This is a genomic window from Clostridium beijerinckii HUN142, from assembly GCF_000621745.1.
Classification (GTDB): Bacteria; Bacillota; Clostridia; order Clostridiales; family Clostridiaceae; genus Clostridium; species Clostridium beijerinckii_A.
The window spans coordinates 70,991-91,800 of record NZ_KK211341.1 but is presented as its reverse complement, the minus strand read 5'-3'; the positions used below and the strand labels follow the sequence as shown (position 1 = coordinate 91,800).

Annotated in this window: 16 protein-coding genes and 1 pseudogene; 16 read left to right on the top strand and 1 reads right to left on the bottom strand. The window is 29.5% G+C overall.

Annotated features, from left to right (window positions below):
• Positions 1 to 198: pseudogene (locus tag T483_RS0128150) on the bottom strand (IS630 family transposase); the annotation flags it as partial.
• A gap of 170 nt (positions 199 to 368) precedes the next feature.
• On the opposite strand from T483_RS0128150, the gene T483_RS0128145 reads away from it, so the two are divergent.
• The 16 genes from T483_RS0128145 (at position 369) to T483_RS0128070 (ending at position 20,209) form a co-directional block, all read left to right on the top strand.
• Complete coding sequence (locus T483_RS0128145) at positions 369 to 1,469, top strand: PQQ-dependent sugar dehydrogenase (RefSeq protein ID WP_026889816.1); 1,101 nt, start codon at positions 369 to 371, stop codon at positions 1,467 to 1,469.
• A gap of 175 nt (positions 1,470 to 1,644) precedes the next feature.
• On the top strand, positions 1,645 to 2,088 hold the full coding sequence (locus T483_RS0128140; protein WP_026889815.1) for a MarR family winged helix-turn-helix transcriptional regulator: 444 nt from the start codon (positions 1,645 to 1,647) through the stop codon (positions 2,086 to 2,088).
• A 13-nt stretch (positions 2,089 to 2,101) separates the two neighbouring features.
• A complete protein-coding gene (locus T483_RS0128135; RefSeq protein ID WP_026889814.1) occupies positions 2,102 to 3,877 on the top strand; it encodes an ABC transporter ATP-binding protein in 1,776 nt (591 codons plus the stop codon).
• A complete protein-coding gene (locus tag T483_RS0128130; RefSeq protein WP_026889813.1) occupies positions 3,874 to 5,802 on the top strand; it encodes an ABC transporter ATP-binding protein in 1,929 nt (642 codons plus the stop codon). Before T483_RS0128135 ends, T483_RS0128130 begins: the two co-directional genes overlap by 4 nt.
• A 422-nt stretch (positions 5,803 to 6,224) precedes the next feature.
• Entirely contained in the window at positions 6,225 to 6,701 is a 477-nt protein-coding gene (locus tag T483_RS0128125; RefSeq protein WP_026889812.1) for a GNAT family N-acetyltransferase, read from the top strand.
• Between the two features lie 290 nt (positions 6,702 to 6,991).
• Positions 6,992 to 7,792 (top strand): histidinol-phosphatase HisJ, encoded by an 801-nt coding sequence (gene hisJ, locus T483_RS0128120; protein WP_026889811.1) that lies wholly within the window; start codon positions 6,992 to 6,994, stop codon positions 7,790 to 7,792.
• 41 nt (positions 7,793 to 7,833) lie between these two features.
• Positions 7,834 to 8,439, top strand: a complete 606-nt coding sequence (locus tag T483_RS0128115; protein ID WP_026889810.1) for a YdcF family protein — start codon at positions 7,834 to 7,836, stop codon at positions 8,437 to 8,439.
• A gap of 419 nt (positions 8,440 to 8,858) precedes the next feature.
• On the top strand, positions 8,859 to 9,182 hold the full coding sequence (locus T483_RS0128110; RefSeq protein ID WP_026889809.1) for an ArsR/SmtB family transcription factor: 324 nt from the start codon (positions 8,859 to 8,861) through the stop codon (positions 9,180 to 9,182).
• Positions 9,183 to 9,256: 74 nt separating this feature from the next.
• Positions 9,257 to 9,643 (top strand): arsenite efflux transporter metallochaperone ArsD, encoded by a 387-nt coding sequence (gene arsD / locus T483_RS0128105; RefSeq protein WP_026889808.1) that lies wholly within the window; start codon positions 9,257 to 9,259, stop codon positions 9,641 to 9,643.
• Between the two features lie 55 nt (positions 9,644 to 9,698).
• The gene (arsA, locus tag T483_RS0128100) at positions 9,699 to 11,447 is read left to right on the top strand and encodes an arsenical pump-driving ATPase (RefSeq protein WP_026889807.1); all 1,749 of its coding nucleotides are present in this window, start codon (positions 9,699 to 9,701) and stop codon (positions 11,445 to 11,447) included.
• A gap of 25 nt (positions 11,448 to 11,472) precedes the next feature.
• Complete coding sequence (locus T483_RS0128095; RefSeq protein WP_026889806.1) at positions 11,473 to 11,886, top strand: arsenate reductase ArsC; 414 nt, start codon at positions 11,473 to 11,475, stop codon at positions 11,884 to 11,886.
• A gap of 28 nt (positions 11,887 to 11,914) precedes the next feature.
• Entirely contained in the window at positions 11,915 to 12,964 is a 1,050-nt protein-coding gene (gene arsB, locus T483_RS0128090) for an ACR3 family arsenite efflux transporter (protein ID WP_026889805.1), read from the top strand.
• A gap of 188 nt (positions 12,965 to 13,152) precedes the next feature.
• Complete coding sequence (locus tag T483_RS0128085) at positions 13,153 to 13,413, top strand: DUF1883 domain-containing protein (protein WP_026889804.1); 261 nt, start codon at positions 13,153 to 13,155, stop codon at positions 13,411 to 13,413.
• 784 nt (positions 13,414 to 14,197) lie between these two features.
• Positions 14,198 to 15,706, top strand: a complete 1,509-nt coding sequence (locus T483_RS0128080) for an IMP dehydrogenase (RefSeq protein WP_026889803.1) — start codon at positions 14,198 to 14,200, stop codon at positions 15,704 to 15,706.
• A gap of 623 nt (positions 15,707 to 16,329) precedes the next feature.
• On the top strand, positions 16,330 to 18,216 hold the full coding sequence (locus T483_RS0128075; RefSeq protein WP_026889802.1) for an endonuclease MutS2: 1,887 nt from the start codon (positions 16,330 to 16,332) through the stop codon (positions 18,214 to 18,216).
• A 739-nt stretch (positions 18,217 to 18,955) separates the two neighbouring features.
• Positions 18,956 to 20,209: an HD-GYP domain-containing protein gene (locus tag T483_RS0128070; RefSeq protein ID WP_026889801.1), complete on the top strand. Its 1,254-nt coding sequence runs from the start codon at positions 18,956 to 18,958 to the stop codon at positions 20,207 to 20,209.
• The last annotated feature ends 601 nt before the right edge of the window (positions 20,210 to 20,810 follow it).

Here is a 20,810-nt window from a genome sequence, read left to right as displayed (position 1 = left end):
TTTTATATAATGAATAACTGTTGCTTTAGTTTTTAATAAAAACTTTGATATTTCAATAGTACTATTTCCTTCATATCTCATGATTACGGCTGTTAACACGTTACGAGTGAATTCATCCTTAGATGAATTTCTCATTTTCTTAAGATTTTCAATTGTCCAATTATATAATGATGTTACTTCAATACCTTTTCTACCCATAGCGATTTCTCCTTACAAAAATTAACTAAGCCTAGTTTGCGTAAAAATAGCTATGTTATGCATAAGTATATTTCTTAGTTGGGTTATCTATAAATATGTCCTGAATTTGTTGCTTTTTTCTTAAAGTTTACATTGGGATATGTATTATTTTAAACTTGGAGGATAATACTATGAAAAAAATAATTAAAAGTATTTTATTTAATATAGCATTTAAGAATCACAATAAATCGAATGTGCAAGGAATAGTAGGGGCATTAAGACAACTTAATTACGAGATTCAAGTTATAGCTGAAAATCTATACGTACCATGGGCAATAGATATAAGTGATGAAGGAAAGATATATTTCACAGAGCGGTCTGGAGCAATTAGAATTATTGAAGATGGCAAACTTGATCCTAAGCCAATAATGAATTTTAATGAACCTTTTGTAAGTCAAGGGGAAGGTGGTTTGATGGGGATTGCTCTAGATCCAAATTATTCGAAAAATCATTATATGTATGTTATGCATACATATGGAGAAGGCGATGTAATTTATAATCGTGTTGTGAGGTTAATTGAGAGCAATAATAGGGCTGTTATTGATAAAGTTCTTATAGATAAAATACCTGGGGGACGAATTCATAATGGAGGCAGAATAAAGATAGGTCCAGATAAAAAATTATATATTACAACAGGAGATGCAGGAAATTCAGCATTGGCGCAAGATCCTAAAAGTTTAGCAGGAAAAATACTACGAATAGAATTAGATGGCAGTATTCCAGAAGATAATCCAATTCATAATTCAGCACTTTATAGCTTAGGTCATCGAAATCCTCAAGGATTAGCTTGGAATTCAAAAAATGTTTTGTATGAGTCAGAGCACGGACAATCAGCTCATGATGAAATAAACATAATTAAGCCAGGAAGCAATTATGGGTGGCCTCTTTTTCAAGGAGATGAGGAATCTACTGAAATTCAGATAAAAAAGCCATTAATACACAGCGGACAAGATACATGGGCGCCTTCTGGTATTGCTTTTGCAACCCAAGGACCATTGCAGGGAAAACTACTAGTTGCTAATTTACGTGGACAGCAGCTGCTTGTTATCTCACTAAATAGAGATGGAGGCGTAGTTAAGAATGTAGAATCATGGTTTAAAAACGAATATGGACGTTTACGTGAGGTTATTCAGGCTAAAGATGGATCAATTTACATTACAACGAGTAATAGAGATGGAAGAGGAAATATTAATACAGGTGATGATAAAATTATTAGGCTTATTTTAAAATAAAAAAATATTCAATAAACTAATTAAATCTAAGGCTCTCATTGAATAAAAGTCTTAGATTTAATTAGTTTTATTTGTTAATTGACAAAATATATTTATAGAGATATAATTTATTTCGAAAGTGAAATATTCGTACACGAAATGTTTGAGTACGAAATATAAAAGAGGTGGGAATTATATGGAGATTATTAATGAAAGTATAGAGGTATCAAGATTATTTCAAGAAGTAATGAGTTTATTTAGATTAAATATGAAAAAAATAATTGAACATACTGGAATGACAGCTCCACAGGGGATGGTTATTGGACTTTTATATAAAAATAAGAAAATGAAAGTGACTGAATTAAGTAAGCAGCTGCATTTACCCAATAGTACAGTATCAGGTATTATCGATAAGCTTGAAGAACAAGAGGCTGTTATAAGAGAAAGAAGTGAAGATGATAAGAGAGTTGTCTATGTAAGTATATCTCCAAAATTCATTGAAATTCATAAGAATTTTAATAAACAAATTGAACATAATATTGAGAGTATACTAAATCAAGGAACACAAGAAGAGCTTAATAAAATTTCTGAGGGACTAATAATATTCAAAAGACTTTTAAGTGAAAATAACGCTAATTAAGGAGAGTGCGCTAATGATTAAATTGTTTAGATTTTTAAAACAGTATACAGTTAATATAATAATAATTGTTTTATTAGTTTTTACACAAGTAATTGCAAACTTATATCTGCCTACATTAATGGCTGATATAGTTGATAAAGGAATTGTTCAAAAAGATGTGGTTCAAACTATATCGTTTCTTGGTTATAACGGTGAGTATAGTGGAGTTGATTATATTCTAAGAATAGGAGGATTAATGCTGCTTGTATCTCTTGGAGGTGCAATTTGTGCAATTATTGCATCATTTTTATCTTCAAGAACTGCAATAGGCTTTGCTAAAATAATTCGTAATAAGTTATTCGCAAAAGTTGAAAGTTTTTCTTTAAATGAATTTGATAAATTTGGAACAGCCACTTTAATAACAAGAACTACAAATGATGTTACACAGGTTCAATCAGTTACAATAATGATGTTTTCAATTGCACTTTTCGCACCATTAACAGCTTTAGGCGGAGTTGTTATGGCTTTAAGAGAGAATGTAACTCTAACATGGATCTTTGCAGTAGTAATCCCACTACTTGCAGTTATAATAGCCCTAACTTTAAAATTTGCAATGCCTTTATTTAAATTAATGCAGGTTAAAATAGATAAATTAAACTTGGTATTACGTGAAGGTCTTACAGGAATAAGAGTAGTTCGTGCTTTCAACCGTATAAATACTGAAAAGGTTAGATTTGACGATGCAAATAAAGATTTAATGAATAATGCTATAAAAGTAAATAAAATTATGGCAATTTTAATGCCAATAATGATGTTTATCATGAATGCTACAACTGTAGCAGTAATTTGGTTTGGAAGTATAAGAATAGATTCAGGGAATATGGAAGTTGGATCTTTAATAGCCTTTATGCAATATGGAATGCAGATTTTATTTGGTTTCTTAATGCTTGGTATGGTATTTATAATGATTCCAAGAGCTCAAGCTTCAGCAGTTAGAATAAATGAAGTACTAGATATGGAATCTGAAATTGTAGATCCTAAAAAGCCATTATTAAATGAAAATGAAGGCGGTTATGTTGAATTTAAAGATGTAAGCTTTAGCTATCCAGGTGCGGAGCAAGAAGCTATTAGCAATATATCATTTAGTGCGAAACCTGGAGAAGTAACAGCTATAATTGGTGGTACTGGTTCAGGAAAATCAACATTAATTAATATGATACCACGTTTTTATGATGTTACGAGTGGTTCAGTTCTTGTTGATGGTATTGATGTAAGGGAAATGAGTCAGGAAAGTATAAGAGCTAAAATAGGTTTTGTACCTCAAAAAACTGTGCTTTTCTCTGGAACTATTTCTGAAAATATAAAATACGGTAAAGACGATGCTAGTATGGAAGAAATTAAACATGCTGCAGAAGTAGCTCAAGCAACAGATTTCATAAATGGAATGGATGATGGATATGAGCATTTAATTGCTCAAGGAGGAACTAACGTATCAGGAGGACAAAAACAACGTTTATCAATAGCACGTGCTCTTGTTAGAAAGCCGGAGATATACATCTTTGATGATAGTTTTTCAGCCCTTGATTTTAAAACAGATGCAAGACTTCGTGCAGCATTAAAAAAGGAAACCTTAAAATCAACTGTAATTCTTGTAGCACAAAGAGTTGCAACTGTTATGGATGCAGATAGAATTATAGTTTTAGATGAAGGACAAATTGCGGGTATTGGAACTCATAAAGAGCTATTAAACAGTTGTAAGGTATATTCTGAGATTGTATCATCACAACTTTCAGAGGAGGAATTATCATGAGTGAAAATCGTAATAGAGTAAATAAAAGATCAGGTGGCGGTTTTGGCGGTGGTCCAATGGGATCTTTTGCTGGCCCAAAAGTAAAAGCAAAGGATTTTAAAGGGACATTAAAAAGACTTTTAAATTATTTAAAACCACAAAGAATGAATTTCATTTTAGTGTTTATATTTGCTATAATGAGCACTATATTTAATATAGTAGGACCTAAAATTTCAGGTAAAGCTATAACTAGATTAGTTGAGGGATTAGTAGGAAAATTTACTGTAATGTCTCAAAATGCTGCCTTACTTAAAGCAGGAAAACCAGGTAATATTCCAGTGCCAGGTATTGATTTTCAATATATAGGAGATATTCTTTTATTACTACTTGGCTTATATGTAATCAGTACACTTTTTGGCTTCCTTCAACAATATATTATGGCAGGGGTCGCTCAAAAAACAGTATACAACTTAAGAAAAGAAGTTGAAGATAAAATTTCACGTTTACCACTTAAATTTTTTGATTCAAGAACTCATGGTGAAATTTTAAGTCGTGTGACAAATGATGTTGATAATATTTCAACAACACTTCAACAAAGTTTGACTCAGCTTATTACATCTATAGTAACTATTGTTGGAGTTATTATCATGATGTTAACTATAAGTCCAATAATGACATTAGTAGTAATATTAACATTACCACTTTATATTGTAATAACAACACTTGTTGCTAAGCATTCCCAAAAGTTTTTCGCTGCGCAACAAAAAGAAGTAGGAGAACTTAATGGTCATGTAGAGGAAATGTATACAGGACATAAAATAGTTAAAGTTTTTGGACATGAAAAAGACTCAATAAAAGAGTTTGAAAATATTAATGATAGACTTTATAAAGCTGGATGGAAAGCACAATTTATATCAGGTATAATAATGCCAATGATGAGATTTGTTAGTAATATAGGTTATGTAATAGTTTGTGTTGTAGGTGGATACTTAGCTACTTTAGGAAAAATTAGTATTGGTGATATTCAAGCTTTCATTCAATATTCAAATCAATTTACTCAACCAATAGTTCAAACTGCTAATATTGCTAATATAATTCAATCAACAGTTGCATCTGCAGAAAGAGTTTTTGAACTTTTAGATGAAGTTGAAGAGATTGCAGATACTACTGATGCTAAGATTATAGAATTCCCTAAAGGTGAAGTTAAATTTGATAATGTTGATTTTAGCTATAAACCAGAAGAACCACTTATTGAAGATATGAACCTTGATGTTAAAAAGGGTCATACAATTGCAATTGTGGGACCAACTGGAGCAGGTAAAACTACACTCGTTAACTTACTTATGCGTTTCTACGAAATAAATTCTGGTAAGATTACAATAGATGGTGTAGATATCAGAGATATAAAAAGAGGAGCACTTCATAACATGTTTGGTATGGTTCTTCAAGATACATGGTTATTTAACGGAACTATAATGGATAACATAGCTTATGGCAGAGAAGGTGCTACTGAGGAAGAAGTTATTCAGGCAGCAAAAGCAGCACATGCTCATCACTTTATTAAGACTTTACCAGATGGATATAATACAATATTAAACGAAGAAGCTTCTAATATATCACAAGGTCAGAAACAGCTTCTTACAATAGCTAGAGCAATTCTAGCAAATCCTACTATAATGATTCTTGATGAGGCTACAAGTAGTGTTGATTCAAGAACAGAAGTTTATATACAAAAGGCTATGACAGAACTTATGAAAGGCAGAACAAGTTTTGTTATTGCACATAGGCTTTCTACAATTAGGGATGCAGAATTAATTCTAGTTATGAATAAGGGAAGTATCATAGAAATGGGTAACCATAATGAACTTCTTGCAAAGAAAGGTTTCTATGCAGATCTTTACAACAGCCAATTCTCTGGAGCAAATTTAGATAGTGAAGTAATGTAAATTATAATATTTTAAGGATAGTAGACGATAGTAATATTGTTTACTATCCTTTATTTTTATACAAGGAAATGGATTTTGAACGCTGAATTTGTGATTCTATAAGTATATGACTATATATCTATAGAAAAAGTATACGGCACAAAAGCAAACTGAAAAGGAGTATTGAGTAGTTAGTTCTTTGTTGTATAAAGTATAGGGGATTTTATTATTTTATTGAAAGATTATTATGAATAATCTTTTATTGCGCCTCTAGAGTAATAAAAGATGTATTGAAATTTTATAAATAAATAGCAATTAATAGTACTATATAATAGGAAGTCTAAATGATAAAATGTAAGTATTGTAATATATAGAAAAGTTGAAAAGTACATAGTATAATAATTATTATTTTTAAATTTATCTGAAATATATGGAGGAAAGAAATGAGTAATATTAATAATGATACTAATTTAGGAATTATAAGAAAATCAAGAATTGAAGATTTAGAAACTATAGTAAAATTTAATTATAACTTAGCAAAAGAAACAGAGGATAAAGAACTTAATTTAGAAATTCTAAGCAATGGTGTTAAAGCGATGATAGAAGATTCATCAAAAGGACAATACTATGTTTATGAAATAAATGGCAGAGTAGTTGGACAAATTATGTTTACATATGAATGGAGTGATTGGAGAAATGGTATGTTTCTTTGGGTACAAAGTGTGTATGTAGATTCTGATTATAGAAAAAAAGGCATTTATAAGAAATTATATCATAACGTTAAGAATATATGTGATAATAATGATGGAATAGCTGGCATAAGATTGTATGTAGAAAAAGAAAATATAAATGCTAAAGCAACATATGAATCACTTGGGATGAGCGAATGTAATTATAATATGTATGAATATGAAAAATAATTATTTACATTATTAAGATAAGTAATCATATATGACTAGATTGCTGCTTAATAGCTGTAAATAATAGTTAAGTTAGCGGAAAGCTGCAATTTTCATTAAAGACAGCTTCTATAAGTTTTGTTCATATATATGTTGCAATAATAAACTTACATTTAAACTTCTAGTATGCTAAGTGATTTATTAAGACAAAATGTAGAAACTTAATTGCAACATATATAAATCATATTTTACAATAGAAGGGAAGTGAGAATTAAAGGAGAGCGTATTAAATCCTCTCTTTTAATAATATTATGAATAATAAAAAGATAGTAAGAGATGGACATATGCACTCGCCATATTGTCCTCATGGAACTAAAGATAGTTTTGAAATGTATGTTGATAAAGCATTAATAGAGGGATTAGAGGAAATAACATTTACTGAACACATGCCTTTTTCATGTTATTTTATAGATGACAAAGAATTTCAAGATGAATGTGCTCCAAATGAAGAAGTAATAGAGAAGTATTTTAATGATGTTGAAGAAATAAAATTAAAATATAAAGACAAAATCAAAATAAATATAGGACTAGAAGTTGATTTTGTTGATGGATATGAAGAAGGAACTAAAAGACTACTTAATTCCTATGGTCCCAAATTAGAAGATGGGCTAATTTCTGTACATTTTATAAAAATGGGCGATGAATATGTGGCTATTGATGGAAAAGAGGGCTTTGAAAGAGCTTTAGAGTTTTATGGCACTACTGAAAAAGTTTATGATAAGTATTATGAGACTTTGCTTAAAGCAATAAAATCAGACTTAGGGGAGTATAAGCCTCATCGTGTAGGGCATCCAAATTTAATTAGGATTTTCAATAAATTATACCCATTAGAATATAAAAACAAAGAACTTTTGGAAGAGATAGTAAGAGAAATTAAATCAAGGAATTATGAAGTTGATGTAAATACAGCTGGCCTTAGAAAGCCATATTGCGGTGAAATCTATGTATCAGATATTTTTAAGCAGTTGATAGATGAGTACGGGGTTAAAAAAGTATACGGATCAGATTCTCACACAGCAAGTGATGTTGGAAGAGATTTTGATAAAGAATAAATTTTAGATAGCAGCAGTAAAACTATATTGAGGAGTGAGGTATGTCATTAGAAGGTATTAATTTTATTAAAGAAATTACATCTTTTATTTTTGTTGAGGATAAACCAGAAAAATGTGATATTATTTTTGTACCTGGTGGCTCATGGTTGGAGCCGGCAGAAAAAGCTTCAAAACTTTGGCTAGATGGATATGCACCATACATACTTCCATCAGGAAAATATAGCATGTCAAAAGGATACTTTTCAGGACCAATAACTAAGAACGAAAAATATCAAGGAATATATAATACTGAATGGGAGTTTATGAGAGATATAGCCATATCTAATGGAGTTAATGGTGATGCAATATTAAAAGAAGATGGTGCAACTTGGACAAAGGAAAATGCCTTTAAGTCAAAGGAAGTTACTGATAACTATAATTTAGATATAAAAAAGGCCATAATATGTTGCAAATCATTTCATGCTAAGAGATGTCTCATGTTTTATAGTTATGCATATCCAAAGACAAAATTCTTTGTATGTCCAATAGATGTAGATGGAATAACTAAGGAAAATTGGTTCAAAACTGAGAACGGAATTGATAAGGTTATGGGAGAATTATCTCGGTGCGGAGGACAGCTTAAGAAAGCAGTTGTTACTTGGCCATAAATGTTTTGCTAACTACAAAATAAAAAACTTAAAGATCTTATATTCTTTTTCTTGATGAGTGATAAAATATACTCTAAAAAATTTAATTTACCAGAATCAACATGAAACTATCATGTATAAGAAACAAAAGATTTTATAAAAAATTAATAGCACTGTTTAGAATGTATATAGTATAAATCCCGTAGGTAGCTTGATAGCAACTTATGGGATTATGTATTTTTTAAAGTCTTAATATTTTGTTAATCTAGTGAAAAAAGTATACGATTTTGTAACAATAATTTAATTACTGAATAAAGTGACTATATAGATTGTTATATATTTAGTATTAAAAGAAAGTTAAAGTATATACTTTGTATTGACAGTAGATAGATGGTGTTCTATATTATATATAGATAGATGTCTATATAGGAAAGGCGTGAATGAGAATGAGCTATGAAGAAAATGCAAAAATTTTCAAAGCATTATCTGATCCAAGCAGGTTAAAAATAATCGATATATTATCTTGTGGTGAAAGATGTGCATGCGATATACTAGAATACTTTGATTTTACTCAGCCAACCCTTTCACATCATATGAAGGTATTAAGTGACTGTAGTCTTATAGAAGTTAGAAAAGAAGGTCTTTGGAATTACTACCGATTAAATCTTAATAATTGCAATAAACTTACACTGTCCATGATGAATCTTGTAACTGAAACAAAAGATTGTATTTGTAAAGATAAGAGTAAATGTACTTGTAAATAAGAAAAGAAAAACCAATTATATCTGTAAATAAAATTTAAATATAAAAAATTATGATTATAAAGGAGTTAATAAAAATGAAAAAAATGATTATTTTTGATCCAGCTATGTGTTGTTCAACAGGTGTTTGCGGGCCATCTGTAGATAAAGAATTATTGAGAGTTTCAACTGCACTTAATACTTTAAAAAACAAAGGTATAGTAGTGGAAAGACACAATTTAACAAGTAATCCTCAAATATTTGTAGATAATAAAGTGATAAATGAAATTTTAAACACCAAAGGAATTGAAGCTTTACCTGTAACTATGGTAGATGGAGTAGTAGTTAAGGAAGGTAGTTATCCAACTAACGAAGAATTTTGTATTTTATTAGATATACCAACAGATACTTTAAAGCTTAATATAAAGAAAGCTAGCATAAAAAAGCCTGCTAAAAGCTGTGGATGTAAAGGTGGATGCTGTTAATAATTAGGTTCATTAGAATAAATCGATACACTTAAGTAGAAGGGAAGAGTAAATTATGTTGAAACTGTTTGATATTGAAAAGCTGAACTTAACTAAGTATCTATTTTTTACTGGAAAAGGTGGAGTTGGTAAGACTTCAACAGCCTGTGCTGTAGCCGTGAATTTAGCGGATCAAGGAAAGAAGATTATGCTTGTAAGTACTGATCCAGCATCAAATCTTCAAGATGTATTTAATACAGAGTTAAATAATAAAGGGATTCAAATAAAAGAAGTTCCAAACTTAACCGTTGCAAATTTTGAACCAGAAGCTGCAGCTGCTGAATATAGGGAAAGTGTAATAGCTCCATATAGAGGGAAGTTACCACAAGCAGTAATAGATAATATGGAAGAACAGTTATCAGGTTCATGTACTGTTGAAATTGCAGCATTTAATGAGTTCTCAGCTATGATAACTGATGAAAAAGTATTCAATGAATATGATCATATCATTTTTGATACTGCACCAACAGGGCATACCTTAAGAATGTTACAATTACCTTCTGCATGGAGTAATTTTATTGATGAAAGCACTCATGGAGCATCATGCTTAGGCCAGCTTGCAGGACTTGAAGAAAAGAAAGAGATGTACAAAAGTGCAGTAGATACTTTAGCTGATGGAGAGAAAACAACGCTTGTACTTGTATCTCGTCCTGAAACTTCTCCGCTAAAAGAGGCAGAAAGAGCTTCTAGTGAACTTCAAGAAATAGGAGTAAACAATCAAATATTAATTATAAATGGTGTGCTTCAAAGTCATGATGATGAACTTTCAAACGCTATTTATGAAAAACAGCAAAAAGCTTTAAGTAATATGCCAGCTAAATTTAAGGATATCGAAACTTTTGAAATTCCACTAAGACCTTATAATATAACAGGGCTTGAAAATGTAAGAGCTTTCCTTAAAGAAGATTATATTAAAATTAGTGAGGAATCTTTAAATGCAGTGGCTATGCCAAAATTAAAAGATGTCATTGAGGATCTGTATAATAGCAGCAAAAAAGTTATTTTTACAATGGGTAAAGGCGGAGTAGGTAAGACAACTATAGCAGCAGCTATAGCACTAGGACTTGCTAAAAAAGGTAAGAAGGTTCACTTAACCACTACTGATCCGGCTGCTCACTTAAAATTTGTATTAGATGAAAGCTATGGAATTTCTTTGAGCAATATTGACGAAAAAGAAGAACTCGAAAAGTACAGACAAGAAGTTATAGGTAAGGCAAGAGAAAACAATATGACTGATGAAGATATTGAATATATTGAAGAAGATTTAAGATCGCCTTGTACTCAAGAAATAGCGGTATTTAGAGCTTTTGCTGAAATTGTTGAAAGATCAGAAAATGAAGTTGTAGTAATAGATACAGCTCCAACAGGTCATACTTTACTTCTTTTAGATTCAACAGAAAGCTATAATAAAGAAATTTCAAGATCTGAAGGAGATATACCAGAATCAGTTATAAAGTTATTGCCTAGATTAAGAAATGAAAGTGAAACGGAAGTTGTTATAGTAGCTTTAGCTGAAACAACTCCAGTTTATGAGGCAATGAGACTTCAAAAAGATTTAGATAGAGCAAAGATTCACAGCAAATGGTGGGTAATAAATTCAAGTCTTTATGCAACTAATACTACTAATGAAATCTTAAAGGTTAAAGCAAGTAATGAAATTCAATGGATTAACAAAGTTGATGAAATTTCAAATGGAAACTTTGCAGTGATAGAGTGGAAAGCAGAAGACGTAAGAGGAAATAATTTAATTAACTTAATTAAATAGACATATTTAAGGAGAGATAAGAGAAATGAAAACAAAAGTTGCATTTATATGTGTGCACAATTCATGCAGATCACAAATGGCAGAGGCACTAGGAAAACTTTATGGAAATGATGTTTTTGAAAGTTATTCAGCAGGAACAGAAACAAAACCTCAAATAAATCAAGATGCAGTGAGAATCATAAAAGATTTATACAACATTGATATGAATGAAACACAAAAATCTAAGCTCCTAAGCGATATTCCAGAGGTGGATATTGTGGTAACAATGGGCTGTAATGTTCAATGTCCATTTTTACCGTCTAAGCATAGAGAAGATTGGGGCTTAGAAGATCCAAGTGGAAAAAGCGATGAAGAATTTATAAAAACAGCTAAAACAATAGAAGAAAAGGTAAAAGATTTAGCTAGAAGAATTGAGAATAATGAAATTAAATTAGAATAGTAAATTTAAAATAGGGGGAATTTTAAAATTGAGTAATAAATCATCAAGATTATCATTCTTAGATAGATATTTGACTCTTTGGATATTTGTTGCAATGGCACTAGGAATATTGTTAGGATGGGGAATGCCATCACTATCAGAGGGACTCGCGAGTTTATCTTTTGGAACAACATCAATACCAATAGCTATAGGCCTTATTGTTATGATGTATCCACCGCTTGCTAAAGTAAATTATAAGGAATTAGGGAAGGTATTTAAAAATCCAAAGGTTCTTGGTTTATCACTATTACAAAATTGGTTTATTGGGCCAATTTTGATGTTCATACTTGCTTTTGTATTTTTAAAATCTGATTCGGAATTAATGACAGGACTTATTCTTATAGGACTTGCAAGATGTATAGCGATGGTAATTCTTTGGAACAGCTTAGCAGATGGAGATAGTGAATATGCCGCTGCATTAGTTGCATTTAATTCAATATTCCAAGTAGTATTTTATTCTGTATTTGCATACTTTTTCATAACTGTACTGCCACCTATTTTTGGACTTACAGGATATGAAATCCATATTTCCATGGGAGAAGTGGCAACGTCTGTTGCAATTTATCTTGGTATTCCTTTTTTATTAGGAATGTTTACTAGACTTATACTAGAACCTATGAAGGGAACAGAATGGTATGTAAAAAAATTTGTTCCTAAAATTAGTCCATTAGCTCTAATAGCCTTATTATTTACAATTGTAGTTATGTTCATGTTTAAAGGAAAATATATTGTAGAATTACCTTTAGATGTTATTAAAGTAGCGATACCGCTTGTAATATATTTCATAGTAATGTTTTCTGTATCATTTTACATTAGTTATAAGTCAGGCATAGATTATCATAAGACTACTACTTTATCTTTTACAGCTGCAAGCAATAACTTTGAACTTGCAATAGCAGTTGCAGTAGCAGTATTTGGAATTGAATCAAAGGTTGCCTTTGCAGCAGTAATAGGACCATTAATAGAAGTTCCAGTAATGATAGGCTTAGTAAATGTAGCACTATACTGGGGAAGAAAATATTTCTCATACTCTAAATAGAAATTATAGTGCTAGTTACAGTTAATAAAAATATATAGAGCTTGTTGTAAAAGATATAAGTTCATTGATTTATAAAAATTACATGTAAGTCAAAAGTGTAAAGCTATAATAGTATGAATTGTGCTATTATAGCTTTATAATTTATTTAAAAGTGTTTTATGAAATGAGGAAGGAGTTCTAAAAATATTATGAAATATTCATATGAAGAAGGTAACTTTAGAAAAGGGGATGTGCTAAGGATTACTATTGATAGAAAGGTAAATATTTATTTATTAGATGGTGATAATTTTATCAGGTACAGAAATAATAATAGTTTTAAATATTATGGCGGTTCAGGTGATAGCTCACCATATACTATTACAGTTCCAAGTTCTGGTCACTGGTATATTGTTATAGATTTAGGTGGAGGGGCAGGAATTCTAAACTACTCTATAAAAGTATTCAGATAAAATACATATGTATTAGTTAATATGTTATTTAACTACGGGTAATCCAACTAAGACCTGAACTTATGCATATAACTAATCGAATACTGATTAAGCTGTTGTTCCAGTTTCTAAGGAAATTATGATGGATGATTCTAATATCACAAGTTGCATCCAAGATGCTAACCTCAAAGGCGAGCTTTGAACAACTTTTAATCTAAGAATCAGAACTATCAAATTCCTAATGAAACATTTCATATTATGACCTTATGGTTACAAAAGCATAATTGTTATTTATAGTTAGGATATATTTCATAGTATGATTCAACTTATAATTGGTTTACCTATATAGATATCCAAATTATTAATTAAACTTATTATGTGAACATAATATTTACTATATATAAAGGGTTATCTTGGCTAGAAATCATAAATATATTTGTGGAGAAAACATTTGAAAATGAGCTGCTAAGATTCTTAGTTGTAGATTGTTCCGCTTTAGCTTGTCACACTGAAAGTGGGAGCATGCTAAAGTGGTGAAATCTGCTGCTTAGAATCTTCAGGGATATTTTCATAGCTTTTCGGAACAAAATATTTATGATTTCGGTAAGTTATCACATACATATAGTTTTAAAGTAGGATATCTATATATTAATAGGAATGATTTAGCGTATATCGATATATAAAGTTACATTAAATTTTGGTAGTATTTTAAAATAAGTAAATAGATTTTGTTTTACATTGACAATAATAGGATAAATATATTATTATATACAAAATATCTAAAATGTAAAAGGAGTAAGATAAAATGGCATATTATTTTAATGAACCATCCCATACTTTTGGAGAATATTTATTAGTACCAGGTTACTCTTCTGTAGACTGCATACCACAAAATGTAAGTCTGAAAACACCTCTTGTTAAGTTTAAAAAAGGTGAAGAATCTCCATTAAGCATTAATATACCTCTAGTATCGGCTATAATGCAGTCCGTATCAGATGATAAAATGGCAGTAGCTTTAGCAAAAGAAGGCGGAATTTCATTCGTATATGGATCTCAGTCAATTGAAAATGAAGCTGCGATGGTTGCAAGAGTTAAGAACTATAAGTCAGGCTTTGTTACTAGTGATTCTAACATCAAACCTGATACTACTTTAGACGAAGTGGTAGAAATAAAAGAGAGAACAGGACATTCTACTATGGCAGTTACTGAAGATGGGACTCCAAATGGAAAACTTCTTGGAATTGTAACAAGTAGAGACTATAGAATAACTAGAATGGATTTAAGTACTAAGGTTTCAGAATTTATGACACCTTTTAGTGAACTTATATATGCTGATGCTAATATAAGTTTAAAAGAAGCAAACAACATAATTTGGGATAATAAATTAAATATGCTGCCATTAGTTGATAAAGATCAAAAGTTAAAATACATGGTGTTCCGTAAAGACTATTCAGCTAATAAGGAAAATTCAAATGAACTTATTGATTCACAAAAAAGATACATAGTAGGAGCAGGTATTAATACTAGAGATTATGCTGAAAGAGTACCAGCATTAATAGAGGCAGGAGCAGATGTATTATGTATTGATTCATCTGAGGGATTTTCAGAATGGCAAAGAATAACAATTGATTATATACATAAGAATTTTGGAGAAAACATAAAAGTCGGAGCTGGAAATGTTGTTGATAGAGATGGATTTATGTTTTTAGCTGAAGCAGGAGCTGATTTTGTTAAAGTTGGAATAGGTGGTGGATCTATTTGTATAACTCGTGAGCAAAAGGGTATAGGCAGAGGACAGGCAACTTCTCTTATTGATGTAGTTAAAGCTAGAGATGAATATTTTGAAAAAACAGGAGTTTATATACCTGTATGCTCTGATGGAGGTATTGTTCATGACTATCATATTACCTTGGCATTGGCTATGGGTGCAGACTTTATTATGTTAGGAAGATATTTCTCAAGATTTGATGAAAGTCCAACTAATAAAGTAAATATAAACGGAAACTACATGAAAGAGTATTGGGGCGAAGGTTCAAATAGAGCAAGGAATTGGCAAAGATATGACCTTGGTGGAGATAAGAAATTATCTTTTGAGGAAGGTGTTGATTCATATGTTCCATACGCTGGAAGTTTAAAAGATAATGTAAGTATAACACTGAATAAAGTTCGTTCTACAATGTGTAACTGTGGTGCTCTTACTATTCCAGAACTTCAAAAGAATGCAAAAATAACATTAGTTTCTGCAACAAGTATCGTAGAAGGAAGTTCTCATGATGTAATGTTAAAAGATAATCACTATAATGCTCAGCAGTAAAGAATGTTTTGCGATAGAATTTAAATCTTGCAATATATAACTACAATTATTACTTGGAGTAATCAGAGAAAATTAAAAATTGCAATGTGAGATTACCAATTTTTAATATCATAAGTGTTTAAATGATAAAGATTAAAATTGACATCATCTAACTCATATTATATTATATAATATATAGATTTCATTGGAAGGAAGTATTTTTGTGAGTGTTTAGTATCTTAATTATAGTAATTTAATATTAATTCAAAAAGAAGTATTCTATACTTTTATTTCTTGTTGAATTAATTACAACTATTAAAAGATACGAGCCACGAATTTGCTTTCAAAAGATAGGTATATTTCTATCTTTATTTGATGTTGAATTTTTTAGCTGTGGAGGTATCCACAGCTTTTTTGTTTGTTTAAAAATTCAAACTATATATGTATTGCGATTATTTTTCTACATTTTGTATACAGGAATTTACTTATTCTAAAAACATACTAAGTGTAATTTTATTATTGCGACATAGATAAATATTTGATGAATGTATACATTGCATTAAATATTAGTTTGCTAAGTAACACTATTCTGAAATCTATACCCTTATTCGTGGCTTGAATATATAAGAAAAGGAAATAAAAGAATGAATAATGCCACATTAGAAAAATTAAATTATAAAGAATTAAAAGAAATTGTAAAATCATATTGCGTAAGTAACTTAGGGAAAAAGTTAATTGATAAATTAGTTCCAAGTAATAATATAAAACAAGTAAGAAGAATTATTAAAGAAACTTCTGAAGGGAGAAGACTAATCGATGCATCTTATCATATGCCCCTTGAAGGCGTATTCGATATATCTCCATTAATTGAAAAAATAGAAAAAGGTGGGGTGCTGGAGCTATCAGAAGTGATTACAGTAGGAGATTTTCTTAGAGGATGTAGAAAAGTAAAAGCATTCGTTAAAGATAAAGAAGGATATGCAGAAACCTTAAGTGCATATGGAGAAAACATTACAGATTTAAAATATATTGAAGATGAAATAAATATGGCTATTAGAGGAACTATTGTTGATTCTAATGCTACAAAAGAGCTTAAAAAGATTCGTAGAAGCATCGAGCTTTGTGAAGAAAAAATAAAAGAAAATATAGAAAAGTTTATTAAGAATCCAAGTAATAAGGAATATTTGCAAGAATTTTTTGTTAGTATAAGAAATGGAAGATATACAGTTCCTATAAAAGCAGCGTATAAAAATCATGTGCAAGGGACTATAGTTGAAGCATCTTCAAAAGGCACTACTGTGTTTATGGAACCAGCTTCAGTATCAAAATATACAACTGAATTAATAACTTTAAAGGCAGAAGAGAGTGTTGAAGAATACAAAATATTAGCTACATTAAGTGAACTGATTTTTCAAAAGCATCAGGAAATAAAAATAAATATCGAAGTTATCTCAGAATATGACATGATACTTGCAAAAGCAAAATATAGTAAGGAAATAAACGGAATCGAGCCCAAACTTAATGACTACGGTTATATAAAAATAGTAAAGGGAAAATATCCATTAATTAAAGAGTGTGTTCCACTGGATTTTGAAATAGGAAATAAATATAGAAGTTTAATTATAACTGGTCCCAATGCAGGCGGAAAGACAGTTGTATTAAAAAGTGTTGGATTACTGACTTTAGCAACATTAAGTGGATTTCATATAAGTGCACATGAAAATACTGAGATTGCAGTATTTGATGATGTTTTTGTTGATATTGGTGATAATCAGAGTATAGAAAATGCTTTAAGTACATTTTCCTCTCATGTAAAAAATTTAGCGGATATTTTAAAAGAAAGCAGCAGAAATTCATTATTGCTTTTTGATGAAATTGGAAGTGGCACAGAACCAAATGAAGGAGCTGCACTTGCTATTGCAATTTTAGAAGAATTTTATCATAAGGAGGGTATTACAGTAGCAAGCACTCATTATGGGGAAATTAAAAATTTTTCACAAAATCATCCAGACTTCGAAAATGCAGCTATGGAATTTAAAAGAGACACTTTGGAGCCATTATATAAACTTCATATAGGAAAAAGTGGAGATAGTAATGCTTTATATATATCAAGAAAAATGGGGATTAGTGATAATATAATTGAAAGAAGCAGAAAATATATTCAAACGAAAGATTATAATTATAATTTAGTAAAAGAAAGTAAAATTTCTAAAGCGGAAATAGAAAAATCTGAAACTCATGAGTATATTTATAGAGTTGGAGATAAAGTATTACTGTTAGATAAAGATGCAAGTGGGATTGTCTATAAGGAAATTGATAGGTTAAATAATATAATTGTTTTATTTAACAATGAATTTATAGAAGTAAACTGCAAAAGAATTAAACTTGAAATTAGCGCTGAAGAATTATATCCTAAAGATTATGATATGAGCCAGCTATTTTCAAGTTATAAGGAAAGAAAACTTAATAGAGATATTGAAAGAGGATCTAAAAAAGGACTCAAAAAATTTAGAAAACAGGAAGGTATATAAATATCCAACGTTAAAACTTAGACTCATGCGATGACTCAACGAAATCAAATACATTTTTATTCCACAGGGCTATGAAAATTTCGCTGAAAGCACTAAATGGGAGCTTGTATCCACATAGCTTGCTCCCGTTTATAACGTGACAAGCTGATGTGGAACAAGCTTCAATTAAGTGCTTTTGGCAGCGAGATTTTCAAATGCCTATTTCATAAAAATATATTTGATTTCTAGTATGGCAGCATATTTTAATTATAGGTTGAACCCTTAAATTGGATATCCATAAAGTTAAAAACGAAAGAATATAAGAATTTAGGAATAAAGGAATTTAAGAATTTAAGAATTTAAATCTTAAACAAGGAAAGAATTTAAAAAGTTAAAAGTGAAAAAATTTTTAACTAAAAAATATAAAAAGTTAACAATTTATAGTGTTTTCAATGCTTTGAACAATTATATATAATACAAAAATAATTATTCATGATAATTCTAAAAATATTGCAAGAATTTTAGCCGTAATTATGAATTGCAAAATATATATTAAAACGGGTTATCTTATAAAGGTGTATGAACCAATAAGATAACCTTTTTTATAAAAAATTTAAGCGTGTATTAATTCTTTCTAATTCAGGAAACATGTATTAAGTAAGCCTTTTTATTGGTAAATAATAATGCTATAATATGAACAGATTATTACGTATGTCGTAAGTGATAATTTTACTGTTACTGAATGAATTGGAGGAAATACATGAAAGAAAACTTGGAAGTTACATTAAGGCAAATGATTCATATTATTCATAGAGCTATTAATTCTGTGGACAAAAGGCTTTTGAATCATGGGGAAAAAGTTGCATATATAATGTTGAATTTATTAAAAGCAAAAGGAAATTATAATAACGAGGATATGCTTAAAATTTGCGTAATATCAATTTTTCACGATATTGGTGCATATAAGGTTGCGGAAAGAGATAAGCTTGTTGATATTGATATAAAGACTCCATTTGATCATGCTATCTATGGTTCATTATTCATAAAATATTTTTCGCCATTACCTAATTTATATAATATAGTTCTAAGCCATCATTTTACTTGTAAATATTTTAAGGACAAGCATATGGATATTCTATCTAAAGAAGGAATTATATTAAGTTTTGCCGATTATATTGATAGGGTATATTTATCAAAAAAAGAATTAACGAAAGATTTTATTAGAGATCATTCAGAAGAGTATTCCAATGAATATATAGAACTGTTATTAGAAGCAGATAAAAAATTTAATTTTATTGAAAAGCTTATAGATAAAACTTATATTGAGGAGCTGTATGACTTTTTTGGTACTAGAATACTTACTAGAGATGAGGTTGTATCTTATAGTAAAATGTTAGCTTATTCAATTGATTTTAGAAGTGAAGCAACAGTTAAACATACTATATTAGTAGAAGCTGTAAGTTATCAGATTGCAAAGTTATGTGGCTTAGATGATAAAACTTTATCAAAAATTAAAATAGCAGCCGCGCTTCATGATATAGGAAAGATTGCTATTCCAGTAGAAATTTTAGAAAAGCCGGGAAAACTTACAGATGAAGAGTTTGAAATTATGAAAAGCCATGCTATTATAGGATATGAGATTTTAAGTGATTTAAATATAGATGATATAAGAGATATAGGAATATTTCATCATGAAAAATTAGATGGTGCGGGTTATCCTTTTGGACTAAAAGGAAATGAGCTAACTAAAGAAATGAGAATAGTAGCAATAGGAGATATTACTAGTGCCTTATTAGGGGTAAGAAGCTATAAAGAGGAATTTAGCAAAGATAGGATAATTAAAATTCTAAATAATATGGCTAAGGATAAGAAAATTGATTTACATATTACTAATTTACTTATAGATAATTATGATTTTGTAATTGATGAGGCAAAAAAGCAGGCTAGCGATTTAATGGCAAAATATTTAAATATAACGACTGAATATAAGCAATTATTAAAAAAGTATTCGTAAAGACAAGTAAATATCATATGATCCCAAGCAATTAATTATATGTGCTATATAACTAATTGCTTGGGATTTTTAGTTGAAAAGTTATTTTTCATAGAATTTCTAAATTTCTTTAGAAATTCTTTCGATTTAATTGTAAACTATCTTTATTTTTAAATTGTATATTTTAATTGTAGCTAATCAGTATATAAAAAATAAATATGTTGTATTTGAGGCTATACACTTTGCCTTAATTAAATGCTTAAATTACTAGAATCTTAAATGCAAGTATACTAATGAAGCATATTATCATCTAAGAATAGGAGGTGCTTATGGGAGAATCTTTAATTCTATAATTTACAATCTTGAATTTTATAAAAATAAGACTAGTAGGAAAGGATATTTATGAGTTTGGAAATACTTCACATATGATATATAATAAATTTTATGTGAATTTTATTCCAAGTTAAATAAGAATAGGAATTTTAATATGTATTATAAGATTAATCAAATATATATTGCAAAGATAATTCTTCATGACCATTGTAAAAATATTGCAAGAATTTTAGCCGCAATTATGAAGTGTGCATTGTGAATTGCAACATATATATGAATTAATTATTAT